Raw genomic sequence first — 13,163 nt, forward strand, 5'->3', positions numbered from 1 at the left:
TTAGCAGCTAATTTGCCAGATGGGTCCGGCCGCCCTACCCTATCTGGCATGCGACATCTGCTCCCAGCCCTTCTTGTGATCAGCTTTGCCAGCCAGGCGATGGCCTGTGGCGCGCCGGTCTGCCAAGTACCGCAGGCAGAGCTGAGCTTTGGCCAGGTGATCACCTTTGATAATCTGCCGTCCTCGCCCGGGGTTGGGCGTGAGGTGGAGGGCGTGCTGGATCAGCCCGGCGCCCAATTTGGCGAGCGGTTTGCCGGCCAGCTGCTGCTGTCTGAGGGTGGTTTTGACCGCATTGAGGGGCGCGCCTTGGCGCCGTTGAGCGTTCTGGCCGGGCAGACCGGGCAGTCCCTGGGCGTGATGCGGTTGACCCAAACCTTGGTCCTGCAGGGCTATGGCCCGCGGGGGTTTCCGAACGTGGATGCCATCGGCGAAGGGGCTGTGGCGATCGTGTTTGACCGGGACCAAGGCGCGATTGGTCTGGACATCCGCGGGGGTGAGGCCGGAATGGCCCGGGTGGTGTTCCTGCGCCGCGACGGGTCTGAGATTGCCGCGCTGGAGGTACAGCCCCTGGCCGAGGACAGCTATGGTTTCCGCCGCAATGCTGCCGCGCCCGACATTGCAGGGATCCTGATCCTAAACCGTGATCCGCAGGGCATTGCGCTGGACAACATCCGATTTGACGGGCTGGATCTGTTGGGCTGACCCCATGCTTTGCCCATCTTGACCTCCCCCGCTGCAGACCGCAGGGTCGCCACAACATCTTAAGGGAGAGAACAGATGACCAAAGCCTATTGGGTGGCCCATGTCGATGTCCGGGATCCGCAGGCCTATGAGAAATACCGCGCCGCCAATGCTGCGCCTTTTGCCAAATACGGTGCCAAGTTCGTCGTCCGCGGTGGCGCACAGGAACAGATGGAAGGTGCCAGCAAATCCCGCACCGTGGTGATCGAGTTCAAGGACTATGACACCGCCAAAGCCTGCTACGAATCGCCTGAGTATCAGGCGGCCAAGGCGCTGCGCGATCCGGTCTCGACCGGGGATTTGGTGATCGTTCAGGGCTATGATGCCGAATAAAGGCTGTTTGAGCACGCATCATAGCAACCCAAAGGCGATCAAACGTCCCCTCAGCGCAGCAATGCGTTAAGAAATCTTTGCGACAACGGCGCGGGCATGGCTAAATCAACCCATGTTCCGCAGTCTGTTCACCGCCCTTCTGGGCCAAGAGGCCCGGAAGACCACAGCGACGCTGACCGAGGCATGCTGTGATGATCCCGACGCAGCGCATGCGCTCGGGGCACTGCTGGTTCGTGTTGCGCGCGCTGATGTGGCGGATGCAACGGCCCAGCTGGACGCACTCAATCACGAATTGGACCGGATCGAACGGCTGCTGTTACAGCTCTACGGCCTGAGCGCACGGGATGCTGCTGCGATGCGGGCAACCTGTGAGGCGCTGGAACAGCGCGCGCCGGACACTGAGATCTTTACTGAGATGATTCGACAGGGCGTCGATTTCGATGACCGCCTGCAGGCGCTTGAGACGCTCTGGCAACAATCGCTGAAAGAAGGCGGCGGCGATCAAAGCAGCCGGCGGCGTCTGACCCGCGTGCAATCCGCCCTGGGGCTAACCGATGCCGACAGCGTGTTGGCGCGCTCACAGGCGCTGGAACACGTATAGGCCGATCACCGCAATATTTGGCGCAAGCATTGGACCCGGCCGCCCGGCGTGATTATATCCCCCATATGTTTGCAGATTTCCTGAAACGGCTGACCCAGCCGAGCCCCGCCCCGCTGTCTGAATTTGATGCCCGTCTGGCGCTTGCCGCGCTTTTGGTTCGGGTGGCGCGTGCCGACAATGACTATGCCCCCGAGGAAAAAGCCCGCATTGATCGGATCCTGGCGGCACGGTTTGATCTGGACGGCGCTGCCAGCGCGGCCCTGCGCGCCGAAGCCGAGGCCCTGGAGGCCGAAGCACCGGACACCGTCCGCTTTACCCGCGCGATCAAAGATGCGGTGGCCTATGAGGATCGCCTTGGGGTGATTGAGGCGCTGTGGTCGGTGGTTCTGGCGGATGGCGCCCGCGATGATCATGAGGATGCTTTGCTGCGCATGGTTGCAAACCTTCTGGGGGTGAATGACCGCGACAGCAACCTGGCCCGCCAGCGAGTCAGCACCGGCTGATTGCCCCAGTCGGCAGCCTGTTGCGCAAGGCGGCTGTCAACTTGATCATATCCGCCGCTAGATATTGCCTTTTCGCTGCCATTTTGCGACTGACATTGGGTCAGATTGTGCGATTCCTTGGAAAAACTGCCGTTTTGCAAGTTGCACTGACCAAGAATTTGGTCCCTATTGTCTGGCCTAAACGGGGATAAAAGTCAGGGGCACCCTTGTCCGAACAGGATCCAGTTATCGAAATTCGTGGTCTGCATAAGGCCTATGGCGACCTTGAAGTGATCAAGGGCGTCGATATCACTGCGCGTCGTGGCGATGTGGTGTCGCTCATCGGGTCTTCGGGCTCGGGCAAGTCGACCATCCTGCGCTGCGCCAACCTGCTGGAAGACAGCCAGCAGGGCGACATCCTGTTCAAGGGGGAGCCGGTCACCTGGAAAGGCGACGGCGCACATCGTCAGCCGGGCGATCCCAAACAGGTACTGCGCATCCGGACCAACCTGTCGATGGTGTTCCAACAGTTTAACCTCTGGGCCCATATGACCATCCTGCAAAACGTGATGGAGGCCCCGGTGACCGTCCTGGGCCGGGACCGCGATGAGGTCGAAGCCTCGGCGCGGCGCTACCTGGAAAAGGTGGGCATCGGCGACAAATGTGACGTTTATCCAGCGCAGCTGTCCGGTGGTCAGCAGCAGCGGGCCGCGATCGCGCGTGCGCTCTGCATGGAGCCTGAGGCGCTGCTGTTTGATGAACCGACATCGGCCCTGGATCCTGAGCTGGAACAGGAAGTGATCAAGGTAATCAAAGACCTGGCCGCGGAAGGGCGCACCATGCTGATCGTGACCCATGACATGAAGATGGCGTCGGACATTTCCAGCCATGTCGTCTTCTTGCATCAGGGTTTGATCGAAGAACAGGGCAGCGCCGAAGCGGTTTTTGGTAGCCCCAAGAGCGAACGTCTGAAACAGTTTCTATCGGCCACCGTCCACGCCTAACGCAGGCGGTGTACGATCCAGAAAAAACAATAACACTAACCAACCAACGGGAGAGATCCATGAAGAACCTGATCCTGAGCACCGCCGTTCTGGCGCTGACCGCAGGCGTAGCCGCCGCAGAAACCGTACGTCTGGGCACCGAGGGCGCCTACCCTCCGTACAACTTCCTGAACGACGCTGGTGAAGTCGACGGTTTTGAGCGTGAGCTGGGCGATGAGCTGTGCAAACGCGCCGAGCTGACCTGTGAGTGGGTCACCAACGACTGGGATTCGATCATCCCCAACCTGACATCGGGCAACTACGACGCCATCATCGCCGGCATGTCGATCACCGACGAGCGTAAAGAAGTTGTAGACTTCACCCAGGGCTACACCCAGCCGTCGCCGTCGGCCTATGCTGCGCTGGCAGAAGGTGTGGATGTGAACTCGGCCGCTGTTGCGGCTCAGTCCTCGACCATTCAGTCGGGCCACGTTGCCACCACCGGCGCGACCCTGGTTGAATTCCCCACCCCGGACGAAACCGTTGCCGCGGTAAAGTCGGGCGAAGTTGACGCCGTACTGTCGGACAAAGACTACCTGAACCCGATCGTCGCCGAAGGTGGCCTGGTGTTCATCGGTGACGTTTACCTGGGCGGCGGCATCGGCATGGCCTTCCGCAAGTCGGACGCAGACCTGCGCGGCAAGTTCGACGCGGCCATCGCTTCGATGAAAGCAGACGGTTCGCTGAACGCCCTGCTGGACAAGTGGGAGATCGAGGGCAAGTTCTAAGCCCTCCGTTTCTTAAAAATCTTGAGAGCGCGGGCCCCGGCCCCGCTCTCTTCTTCTTCGCCACGGATCGCGATGATCCGCGCCAGTGAAAGAGGCCCACCATTTTTTCCTATTGCGCTGATCCCGCCACCCTGGAAGGCCTCCAGTGGTTGAGCTGCTACCTGACCACAGGCAAGCACATGGGCTTTTACGTGTCCTTTGGCACGGTCCTATTGCTGCTGGCTGTCACCGCCCCGGTTTCGCTGAGCTTTGGTTTCTTCGGAGCCATGGCCGCCCGGGCCCGCTTCGCCCCGCTAAGCTGGCTGGGCAAAGGCTATATCGCCATCGTGCGCGGTGTGCCCGATATCGCCTTCTTCCTGTTTTTCGTCATTGCACTGGATCAGGGCATTGAATACCTGCTGCATTCTGTGCGCTGCCCCGACTGGACGGATCCGATCCGTCAGGGATCGGACTTTGTGGTCTGTGACAGCGCCAAGATGCCGCTCAACTCATCGCCGCAGTGGATCCATGAGGTTTATGGCTTCAGCCTTGCGGTGCTGACCTTTGCGATCGTGTTTGGTGCCTTTGCCGGCAACGTTCTCTTTGGCGCGATGAACTCGGTTCCGCGCGGCCAGATTGAGACGGCCGAAGCTTACGGCATGACACACCGCCAAGCCTTCTGGCGCATTCTGGTGCCGCAGATGTGGATCTACGCCCTGCCCGGCCTGTCAAACCTGTGGATGGTGCTGATCAAGGCCACCCCACTGCTGTTCCTCTTGGGCGTCGAAGATATCGTCTACTGGGCGCGTGAACTGGGGGCGTCGAAAACCGCACGTTTCACCGATTACCCGCATGGTGACTGGCGCATGTGGTACTTCCTGGCGCTGCTGATCTTCTACCTCGCCTTCACCAAAGTCTCCGAAGTTGTTCTGGAGCGGATCACCAAGAAACTGTCCCACGGTCAGGCGACTGTCGGCGGCGAAGCGCAAAGGAAAGCGGCATGAGCTGTTGGCAGACCCTTCAAGACTACGCATTCCGCTCGCTGGGCTATGGCGAACGCCTGCTGCCGCGCAATGATTTCACCCTGTGTGAACAGTTTGTGCTGATCGGCTCAGGCATGATCTGGAATGTCTATTTCGGCGTGCTGGCCGTGATCACCGGCTTCTTCTTTGCCAACCTGCTGGCGGTGGCCAAACTGTCCGGCAACCGCTGGGCGCGCAAACCGGCGGAATGGTTTATCTTCATCTTCCGTGGCTCGCCGCTGTTCATCCAGTTCTTCTTTGCCTACTTCCTGTTTTTGAACCTCAAGAGCGTCTCGCCGATCTTTGATCCCTTCTCAGCCGCATGGCTGGGGGCGCTGATTGTGCTGTTCCTGAACACCGCCGCCTATTCGGGTGAGATCTTCCATGGCGCACTGCTGTCGATCCCGCGTGGTGATATGGAGGCCGCAGATGCCTATGGCTTCTCGGGCTGGAAGAAGTTCCGCAAGATCACCTGGCCCACTATGATGCGCCTGGCTTGGCCGGCCTACACGAACGAGGCGATCTTCTTGTTCCACGCCACCACGCTGGTCTACTTCTCAGGCTTCCCCGCCTGGCGCCAGCAGGGGGATGCCCTCTACTACGCGCGCTACTTCGCGGATAAGACGTTCAACCCGTTCATCCCCTACCCGATCCTGGCCTTCTACTTCATCCTGCTGACGCTGGTGATCATTAAGGTCTTTGGGCTGGTCAACACCTACCTGAACCGGCACCTGCCGCAGGCCAACCGTCGTAAAATTCGCTTGCGTCCTAATCTGATCCGGTAGTAGACAAGATTTGATCAAATTATTCTGATCCCCGTGCCCCCTTCCAAAGAGGGGGCACGCTGCTACACTGGGGTCCATAACTGGCGTTTGGTTTGATCACTGATTGGGACCAAGGGCATGGACCACAGCGCGGCGGGCCGCCACAGACCCGCACCGCGGCGCCATCCCTTCGAAGGCAAGCGATGGTGACGATGAAAGACTGGCTCTCCACCCACCCTGAAATCCGCTCGATCCGTCTGGCGGCGGCTGACCTGAACGGCGTGCCACGCGGCAAACGGATCCCGGTGAAATTTGCAGGCAAGGTCGCCGAAGGCACCGCGCGCTTTCCCTATTCGGTTTTGAACCTTGATATCTGGGGCGCTGACATCGAAGACTCCCCGCTGGTCTTTGAAAGCGGCGATCAGGACGGGTTCCTGAAAATGACGGACCGCGGCCCATTGCCGATGCCCTGGCTGGAAAACGCCGCGGCGCTGGTGCCGGTCTGGATGTTCCATGAGGATGGCACCCCCTTTGAGGGTGACCCCCGCCAGGCGCTGCAGCGGGTGCTGGATCGCTACGCCGCCAAAGGCCTGTCGCCGGTTGCCGCGGTGGAGATGGAGTTTTTTCTGGTCGACGACAAAGGGCGCGATCTGAACATTCCGCCCCTGCCCACCTCGGGCAAGAAACGGGCCCGCCCCGACATCCTGTCGCTGGCCAAACTGGACGCTTTTGATAGTTTCTTCAGCGATCTCTATGACGCCTGCGATCTGATGGACATCCCCGCCGATGCCGCAATTTCCGAAGGCGGCATTGGCCAGTTTGAGATCAACCTGATGCATGGCGATGCGATGAAGGCGGCAGATGATGCTTGGCTCTTCAAGATGCTGGTCAAATCACTGGCCCGCAACCACGGCTTTGCCGCCACCTTCATGGCGAAACCCTACCCTGATGAGGCCGGCACCGGGCTGCACACCCATTTTTCGGTGCAGGATCAGGACGGCAACAACATCTTTGACGATGGCAGCGCCACCGGCAGTGACCAGCTGCGCCATGCGATTGCCGGCTGCATGGCGGCGATGCACGACAGCACACTGATCTTTGCGCCGCATTGGAATTCTTATGAACGGATGGTGCCGGGGGCCCATGCGCCGACCTCCATCTGTTGGGCCCATGAAAACCGCACTGCGGCCATCCGGGTGCCGTCAGGCCCGCCCAAGGCGCGCCGGATCGAACATCGCGTCGCTGGCGGCGATGTGAACCCCTATCTGATGCTGACCGCCATTCTGGGCGCTGCCCTCAACGGTATCGAAGACGCGGTGGAGCCGCCCGCCCCGATCAAGGGCAACTCCTACGATCAGGAGCTGCCGCAGATGATTGACGGCTGGCAGCAGGCCATCGACGTCTTTGAGACCAGCGCGCCGGTTGCGCGGATTTTCCCGGCGGAACTGATCCGCAATCTGGTCATGACCAAACGCCAGGAGCTGCGCGAAATGACGGAGATGAGCGCGGAAGAGCGGCGCGACACCTATCTGGAGGCGGTGTGAGCCCCTGCTCAGGCGTCTTTTGGCTTATTTGGCCGCGCAACCTGCGGCCCACCCTTCCGGGGGACTTGTTCCCAGAACGACGCCCCCCTACCCTTAGAACAGTGACAAATTTGGTGTTCCATGAAGATCGGCATCCTGCAAACCGGCCACGCGCCCGACGAAGTCAAAGGTGAACTGGGCGATTACGCCACGATGTTTGCCAAACTGTTGGAGGGCAACGGGTTTGACTACGTCGACTACTACGTCGTTGATGGTGTTTTCCCCGCCTCGGTGGATGAGGCCGACGGCTGGCTGATCACCGGCTCAAAACACGGGGTCTATGAGGACCACGATTGGATCCCCCCGCTGGAGGCCCTGATCCGCGACATCCGCGATGCCGGCAAACCGCTGATCGGTGTCTGCTTCGGTCACCAGATCATCGCCCAGGCCCTAGGTGGCAAGGTGGAGAAATTTTCCGAAGGCTGGTCCGCCGGACCCACCACCTATGACGTGCAGGGCCGCGAGATGACGCTGAACGCCTGGCATCAAGATCAGGTCATCACCCCGCCCGAAGGGGCTGAGGTTTTCGCCAGCTCGGACTTTTGCGCCAACGCCGGTCTGGTGATCGGCAAGCAGGTTCTGACCATCCAGCCACATCCTGAATTCACCGCCAAGATGATCGACGGTCTGATCCGCTACCGCGCGCCCGGCGTGCTGCCTGATGAGATGATCAAAGAGGTGGCCGGCAATATCGACGCGAAAGTCGACGATCATGAGTTTGCGGTGATGATGGCCAAGTTTTTCCGCGGCGAAGACATCAAAGGGGATCCTGCATGAGCGACTGGAAGGACAACCTGCCCGAAGCCGCCCGCAGCTACCTTGAAGGCAACCGGCTGGATGAGGTCGAATGTGTGATCTCAGACCTGCCTGGCATTGCCCGCGGCAAGGCGGTTCCGGCCAAGAAATTCGCCAAGCAGGACAGTTTCTTCCTGCCCGACTCGATCTTCTATCAGACCATCACTGGCGACTGGGGCGAAGCCGCCGGCGAAGAAGGCTTCATCGAACGCGATATGCTCCTGCGCCCGGACATGAGCACCGCCTCTGCCGCGCCATGGACCGCGGACTGGACACTGCAGGTGATCCATGACGCCTATGACCGCAAGGGTGAGGCCGTGCCCTATTCGCCGCGCAACGTGCTGAAACGGGTGGTTGAGCTTTACCGCGCGCAAGGGTGGGAACCCGTTGTGGCCCCTGAGATGGAGTTCTTTCTGGTCGCAAAAAACACCGACCCGGCCAAATCGATTGAGCCGATGATGGGCCGTTCGGGCCGCCCGGCAGCGGCGCGTCAGGCCTATTCCATGACGGCGGTGGATGAATTTGGTCCGGTGATCGATGACATCTATGACTTTGCCGAGGCACAGGGTTTTGAAATTGACGGCATCACCCAGGAAGGCGGCGCTGGCCAGCTGGAAATCAACCTGCTGCATGGCGATCCGGTGAAACTGGCGGATGAGGTCTTCTACTTCAAACGGCTGATCCGCGAAGCGGCGCTGCGCCATGACTGTTTTGCCACCTTCATGGCCAAACCCATCGCGGATGAACCGGGCAGCGCCATGCATATCCACCATTCGGTGGTGGATCGTGAAACCGGGCAGAACCTGTTTTCAGGGCCGCAGGGTGGGGAAACCGATGCCTTCTTCCACTTCATTGCCGGGCTGCAGAACCACCTGCCCTCGGCCATCGCGGTGCTGGCGCCCTATGTGAACTCCTACCGGCGCTACGTGCGCGATCATGCAGCACCGATCAACCTCTCCTGGGCGCGGGATAACCGCACCACCGGCATCCGCATCCCAATCTCGGGACCTGAGGCGCGTCGGGTTGAAAACCGCATCGCCGGCATGGACTGCAATCCCTATCTGGGCATCGCCGCCTCACTGGCCTGTGGCTATCTGGGGCTGATGGAGCAGAAACGCCCCAGCAGCGCCTTTAAGGGGGACGCTTATGAGGATGAAACCGATCTGCCCCGCGTGATGGGTGAGGCGCTGAACCTCTTTGAGGAAAACACCGCCCTGCATGAGGTGCTGCATCCGGAATTTGCCCGCGTCTACACCATCGTGAAACGCACCGAATACGAAGAGTTCCTGCAGGTAATCTCCCCCTGGGAGCGTGAGCACCTGCTGCTCAATGTCTGAGCAACAAGCCTGAGCGCACCGACAATAACAACTGAAAGCCCCGGCCCGCGCCGGGTTTTTTCCTTTTGTCCCCTGCGCGTTGTTCCTGCGCGCCAAACCGCTGCAATCGATTGAAAACACGAACTGTCGTCACAATTTCATTTTGCATTCATAGAATATTGTTTTAGATTTTCCGAAGAGACATTTCAGGAAAGCCGAAGAACTGATGACACTGCCGCCAAACGTCTATGACGCCGAGCCGATCCCCGAAAGCGCCCGCGCTGAAATTGAACGTCTGCTGAACTCCGGCGATCTGTTCCGCTACACCTCTGGCCAGGACGCCCCGGTATCGCTGCTGGAGCGCGACTTTGCTGAGGCGCTGGGGGCGAAATACGCCTTGGCGGTCTCCTCCTGCTCGGCGGCGCTGTTCCTGTCGCTGAAGGCGCTGGGGCTGAAATCAGGTGCCCGCGTGCTGATCCCGGCCTTTACCTTTGCCGCCGTACCTTCGGCCATCGTGCATGCCGACTGTGTGCCGGTGCTGTCTGAGGTTGGCGACAACTACCGCATTGATATGGAAGACTTCGCCGCCAAGCTGGATGACAGTATTGATGCGGTGATGATTTCCCATATGCGCGGCCATACTTCGGACATGGATGCGATCATGGCGCTCTGCGCCGAACGCGGCAAACCGGTGATCGAAGACGCAGCGCATTCACTGGGCACCAAATGGCACGGCAAGAACATTGGCACGCTGGGACAGATCGGCTGTTTCTCGTTCCAGAGCTATAAGCTGCTGAATTCGGGCGAAGGCGGCATTCTGATCACCGATGATGCCGACTTGCTGGCCCAGGCCACCATCATGTCCGGCGCCTATGAACACAATTGGAAGGCCCACCTAGCCCGCACCGCCGAAGATGAGGCCGAGCTGAAAGCCGCCTTTGACCGCTGGCAGAACAAGCTGCCGCTCTACAACCTGCGCCTTGGCAACCTGTCGGCCGCCGTGGTGCGTGCACAGATCCCCGAGTTGATCCGCCGCGTCCAGGACGGCCGCCGCAACCACGATCACCTGGCCGCACAGCTGGAGCTGTCGCCCTGGATCACCGTGCCGGACAAACTGGCGCCAGAAGAGCGCGCCCCGGATTCGATCCAGTTCAACCTTGTCGGCATGGAAGAGGCTGAGGTACGCGCCTTTCAGGATGCCTCCAACAAACGCGGCGTGAAGGTGCAGGTCTTTGGCCTGTCGACCGACAATGCCCGCGCCTTCTGGAATTGGGAGTTTTTGGGGCAGGCCCCCAGCCTGCCGAAAACCCGCGCCATGCTGATGCGGGCCTGCGATGTGCGCCTGCCCGCGCGCCTGACCCTGCCAGAGGTCGACGTGATCGCTGAGGCGCTGATCAAGGCCGCCCAGGACGTGCGCGGCAACAGCCGCGCCTTCGGCACCTGATCGCAACATGGATTTAGACGGCCCCTCTGGGGCCGTTGCCTTCGGCGAGAGTATTTTTGAAAACGATGAAAGCGCTTTCAATGTTCCCGAAATACTCAATCTGCCCGCTGGCCATCGCGCGAAGGGTCAGAGCAGTTTCACCACATCTTTCATAAACGGATAGGCGGTGCAGGCCGGATCGATCACCTGGCGTTGCAGGATCGGTTTCAGCACGGCGGCGGCCTGTTCCGGCATGTCCTGCAGGCTGCCGCGCCGTGCCAATAGGGAAATCCGCCGCGACAGTGGTTGGAACGGCAGTTCAAAGACATCCAGTTGGGCAGCAAACCGGCGCGCGCGCATCAGCGCCAGCGGGGTCAGGATGGTCCAGCCCATGCCCTGCGCCACCAGCGCCAGAATGGCGTGGTAACTGTCCAGTTCAAAGCGATGTGCAAGCGTCAGGTTCTGTCGCGCCAGATGCGCCGACAGGATACGGCCCATGTGGTGGCGGGTGGTGTAATGAACCAGCGGTTTGGCCTGCAGCTGTGGCAGCAGATCGGTATCCGGGTCAAACATGCCTTTGCCGGCTGCCACCACAAAACCGTCGCTGATCAGCGGATGCACCTCCATCCAATCCGCCTCCTGCCCCATTTCGGCGGCGACGATCACATCCAGGGCCCGCGCTTCCAGCTGATCATAAAGCGTATGGCTGGCCCCGGTTTCCAGCTGGAACTGACACTGCTGCAGCTCATCCGCCAGATGGGTCAGCAGCCGCGGGGTCACGTCGGCCTCAAAATCCTCAATCATGCCGAGGCGGAACCGGGTCAGCACCGCCATATCCGACATCGCCAATTCCGAGCGGGCCATCGCGGCCTCATTCAGGATTGTGCTGGCGCGGCGGCGAAACAGGTCCCCCGCCGGCGTCAGTGCCAGCGGCCGTGTGTTGCGCAAGAGCAGTGTGGTGCCAAGCGCGCCTTCCAGATTGGTGAGTTGCTGGCTGACCGCCGAGGGGCTGGCCCCCAGCCGCCGGGCAGCGGCTGAGATTGATCCCTCTTCGGCGGTGGCCACAAAGACCTCGACGCCCCAAAGCGTGATGCGGCCGGGGCTGTCGACCATCTTACTTGCCCAGTTTGCTCAGCTTGTCCTGCAGGTCGGCAAGCTGCTCTTTGATGGCGTCCAGATCTTCGGCCTCCTCGGCCTTAGCTGCGGGTTTCTCTGCCGCGCCGCCGCTCCAGCCACCGGCAAGCCCCTGGCCCAGACCCTGGGTCATGGCCTTCATGAAGGCCTCTTGCTGCGCCTGCAACATTTCAAAGCCGGGCATATTGGCCATCGGGCTGGCCTTGGTCATGTTTTCCATCATCTTGGACTGACCATCGCGCAGCATCTCAAATGAGGCCTGCAGGAACTGCGGCACCATGGATTCCGCCTGACTGGTATAGGTGCGCACCAGATCAGTCAGCACATTCACCGGCAGGATGTTTTCCCCGCGGCTTTCATGTTCTGCAATGATTTGAAGCAGATACTGACGGGTCAGATCGTCGCCGGATTTCAGATCCACGATCTGAACCTCACGGCCATCACGGATGAAACCCGCGATATCTTCCAATGTTACGTAGTCGCTGGTCTCTGTGTTGTAGAGACGACGACTGGCGTAGCGCTTGATCAAGAGCGGCTTGTTATCTTCTGCCACTTGTTTCCTCCCCAAAATGCAGCACTGCAAAAAACTCTATGCGAGCGCAGAAAAAAAAGAAAGAGCGGGCTTCGTTAGCCCGCTCTGGACACATCTGGGAGGGAGGAGCGATGTGTCAAAGTCTGTCTTTGGGAGGACAGATTATTTGGCAGCTGCCTTTTTGGCAGCGGCAGTGGCGTCTTTGGCGGCTTTTTGAACCGCGGCCGAGGCCTCTTCGCTCATGTCTTTGCCGGCAGCCATCATCAGCTCAACGGTTTCGGTCTGCAGTTTTTTCGCGATCTCAGCGAAAGCAGCCATGTTTTCCGCAGCGGTTTCTGCCTGAGCCGAGGCAAAGTCACCCAGAGCTTTGGCGTAATCGGCCGGCTCTTCTTTGACTTTGGCAACGTCACCCAGTTTGGACAGGGTGTCTTTGGTCCATTTCGAGGACAGCTCCGAGGATTTTTCGGCAGCGGCCAGCGCGGCGCTGGTCAGCTTTTCGTTCAGCGACGCCTGGGTTTTGAAGGCATCTTCAACGGCTTTGGTGTCCACCGGGAAGGCACCCATCATGTCTTTCATGATCGCGGTAAAATCTTGCGCTTTGGTCATAATTCAAATCCTTTGCCTCGCCCCGCAGGGCATCAGGGTTTCTCTGCACTTGCAAACAATATGAATGCTGCAACGCAGCAA

At 60.1% G+C, this 13,163-nt stretch carries 15 protein-coding genes; 12 read left to right on the top strand and 3 right to left on the bottom strand.

Annotated features, from left to right (window positions below; all coding sequences use genetic code 11):
- Positions 1-48: 48 nt before the first annotated feature.
- The 12 genes from TL5118_RS00535 to TL5118_RS00595 all read left to right on the top strand — a co-directional run bounded on the left by TL5118_RS00535 (position 49) and on the right by TL5118_RS00595 (position 10,831).
- On the top strand, positions 49-702 hold the full coding sequence (locus tag TL5118_RS00535) for a hypothetical protein (protein WP_058241714.1): 654 nt from the start codon (positions 49-51) through the stop codon (positions 700-702).
- Positions 703-777: 75 nt separating this feature from the next.
- A complete protein-coding gene (locus TL5118_RS00540; protein ID WP_058241715.1) occupies positions 778-1,074 on the top strand; it encodes a DUF1330 domain-containing protein in 297 nt (98 codons plus the stop codon).
- A 112-nt stretch (positions 1,075-1,186) separates the two neighbouring features.
- On the top strand, positions 1,187-1,675 hold the full coding sequence (locus TL5118_RS00545; RefSeq protein ID WP_058241716.1) for a tellurite resistance TerB family protein: 489 nt from the start codon (positions 1,187-1,189) through the stop codon (positions 1,673-1,675).
- Positions 1,676-1,740: 65 nt separating this feature from the next.
- Complete coding sequence (locus tag TL5118_RS00550; protein ID WP_058241765.1) at positions 1,741-2,178, top strand: tellurite resistance TerB family protein; 438 nt, start codon at positions 1,741-1,743, stop codon at positions 2,176-2,178.
- Positions 2,179-2,384: 206 nt separating this feature from the next.
- Positions 2,385-3,161: an ABC transporter ATP-binding protein gene (locus TL5118_RS00555; RefSeq protein WP_058241717.1), complete on the top strand. Its 777-nt coding sequence runs from the start codon at positions 2,385-2,387 to the stop codon at positions 3,159-3,161.
- 59 nt (positions 3,162-3,220) lie between these two features.
- Positions 3,221-3,928 carry a transporter substrate-binding domain-containing protein gene (locus TL5118_RS00560; protein WP_058241718.1) on the top strand — a complete coding sequence of 236 codons (708 nt, stop codon included), beginning with the start codon at positions 3,221-3,223 and terminating at the stop codon, positions 3,926-3,928.
- 101 nt (positions 3,929-4,029) lie between these two features.
- Positions 4,030-4,911 (top strand): ABC transporter permease, encoded by an 882-nt coding sequence (locus TL5118_RS00570; protein WP_082626112.1) that lies wholly within the window; start codon positions 4,030-4,032, stop codon positions 4,909-4,911.
- Positions 4,908-5,714 (top strand): ABC transporter permease, encoded by an 807-nt coding sequence (locus tag TL5118_RS00575; protein WP_058241721.1) that lies wholly within the window; start codon positions 4,908-4,910, stop codon positions 5,712-5,714. Before TL5118_RS00570 ends, TL5118_RS00575 begins: the two co-directional genes overlap by 4 nt.
- Positions 5,715-5,905: 191 nt before the next feature.
- Complete coding sequence (locus TL5118_RS00580; protein ID WP_058241766.1) at positions 5,906-7,237, top strand: glutamine synthetase family protein; 1,332 nt, start codon at positions 5,906-5,908, stop codon at positions 7,235-7,237.
- Positions 7,238-7,357: 120 nt separating this feature from the next.
- On the top strand, positions 7,358-8,053 hold the full coding sequence (locus tag TL5118_RS00585; protein ID WP_058241722.1) for a type 1 glutamine amidotransferase: 696 nt from the start codon (positions 7,358-7,360) through the stop codon (positions 8,051-8,053).
- The gene (locus TL5118_RS00590) at positions 8,050-9,408 is read left to right on the top strand and encodes a glutamine synthetase family protein (RefSeq protein WP_058241723.1); all 1,359 of its coding nucleotides are present in this window, start codon (positions 8,050-8,052) and stop codon (positions 9,406-9,408) included. The genes TL5118_RS00585 and TL5118_RS00590 overlap by 4 nt, the downstream gene beginning before the upstream one ends.
- A 205-nt stretch (positions 9,409-9,613) precedes the next feature.
- Positions 9,614-10,831, top strand: coding sequence for a DegT/DnrJ/EryC1/StrS family aminotransferase (locus TL5118_RS00595; RefSeq protein ID WP_058241724.1), 1,218 nt, complete (start codon positions 9,614-9,616; stop codon positions 10,829-10,831).
- Positions 10,832-10,957: 126 nt separating this feature from the next.
- On the opposite strand, the gene TL5118_RS00600 is transcribed toward TL5118_RS00595, so the two are convergent.
- From TL5118_RS00600 to TL5118_RS00610, 3 genes are all read right to left on the bottom strand, one after another.
- Entirely contained in the window at positions 10,958-11,923 is a 966-nt protein-coding gene (locus tag TL5118_RS00600) for a LysR family transcriptional regulator (protein WP_058241725.1), read from the bottom strand.
- Between the two features lies 1 nt (position 11,924).
- Complete coding sequence (phaR, locus tag TL5118_RS00605) at positions 11,925-12,497, bottom strand: polyhydroxyalkanoate synthesis repressor PhaR (RefSeq protein WP_058241726.1); 573 nt, start codon at positions 12,495-12,497, stop codon at positions 11,925-11,927.
- Between the two features lie 141 nt (positions 12,498-12,638).
- Positions 12,639-13,082 (bottom strand): phasin family protein, encoded by a 444-nt coding sequence (locus TL5118_RS00610; RefSeq protein WP_058241727.1) that lies wholly within the window; start codon positions 13,080-13,082, stop codon positions 12,639-12,641.
- Positions 13,083-13,163 lie beyond the last annotated feature (81 nt).

The sequence above is a fragment of the Thalassovita autumnalis genome, assembly GCF_001458255.1.
Lineage (GTDB): Bacteria > Pseudomonadota > Alphaproteobacteria > Rhodobacterales > Rhodobacteraceae > Thalassobius > Thalassobius autumnalis.

What these genes read in the sequence shown, in the direction of transcription:
- TL5118_RS00540 (WP_058241715.1), top strand. Translation starts at nt 778, where the DNA reads ATGACCAAAGCCTATTGGGTGGCCCATGTCGATGTCCGGGATCCGCAG.
- TL5118_RS00600 (WP_058241725.1), bottom strand. Translation starts at nt 11,923, where the DNA reads ATGGTCGACAGCCCCGGCCGCATCACGCTTTGGGGCGTCGAGGTCTTT.
- TL5118_RS00610 (WP_058241727.1), bottom strand. Translation starts at nt 13,082, where the DNA reads ATGACCAAAGCGCAAGATTTTACCGCGATCATGAAAGACATGATGGGT.
- TL5118_RS00580 (WP_058241766.1), top strand. Translation starts at nt 5,906, where the DNA reads ATGAAAGACTGGCTCTCCACCCACCCTGAAATCCGCTCGATCCGTCTG.
- TL5118_RS00550 (WP_058241765.1), top strand. Translation starts at nt 1,741, where the DNA reads ATGTTTGCAGATTTCCTGAAACGGCTGACCCAGCCGAGCCCCGCCCCG.
- TL5118_RS00535 (WP_058241714.1), top strand. Translation starts at nt 49, where the DNA reads ATGCGACATCTGCTCCCAGCCCTTCTTGTGATCAGCTTTGCCAGCCAG.
- TL5118_RS00590 (WP_058241723.1), top strand. Translation starts at nt 8,050, where the DNA reads ATGAGCGACTGGAAGGACAACCTGCCCGAAGCCGCCCGCAGCTACCTT.
- TL5118_RS00585 (WP_058241722.1), top strand. Translation starts at nt 7,358, where the DNA reads ATGAAGATCGGCATCCTGCAAACCGGCCACGCGCCCGACGAAGTCAAA.
- TL5118_RS00575 (WP_058241721.1), top strand. Translation starts at nt 4,908, where the DNA reads ATGAGCTGTTGGCAGACCCTTCAAGACTACGCATTCCGCTCGCTGGGC.
- TL5118_RS00560 (WP_058241718.1), top strand. Translation starts at nt 3,221, where the DNA reads ATGAAGAACCTGATCCTGAGCACCGCCGTTCTGGCGCTGACCGCAGGC.
- TL5118_RS00595 (WP_058241724.1), top strand. Translation starts at nt 9,614, where the DNA reads ATGACACTGCCGCCAAACGTCTATGACGCCGAGCCGATCCCCGAAAGC.
- TL5118_RS00545 (WP_058241716.1), top strand. Translation starts at nt 1,187, where the DNA reads ATGTTCCGCAGTCTGTTCACCGCCCTTCTGGGCCAAGAGGCCCGGAAG.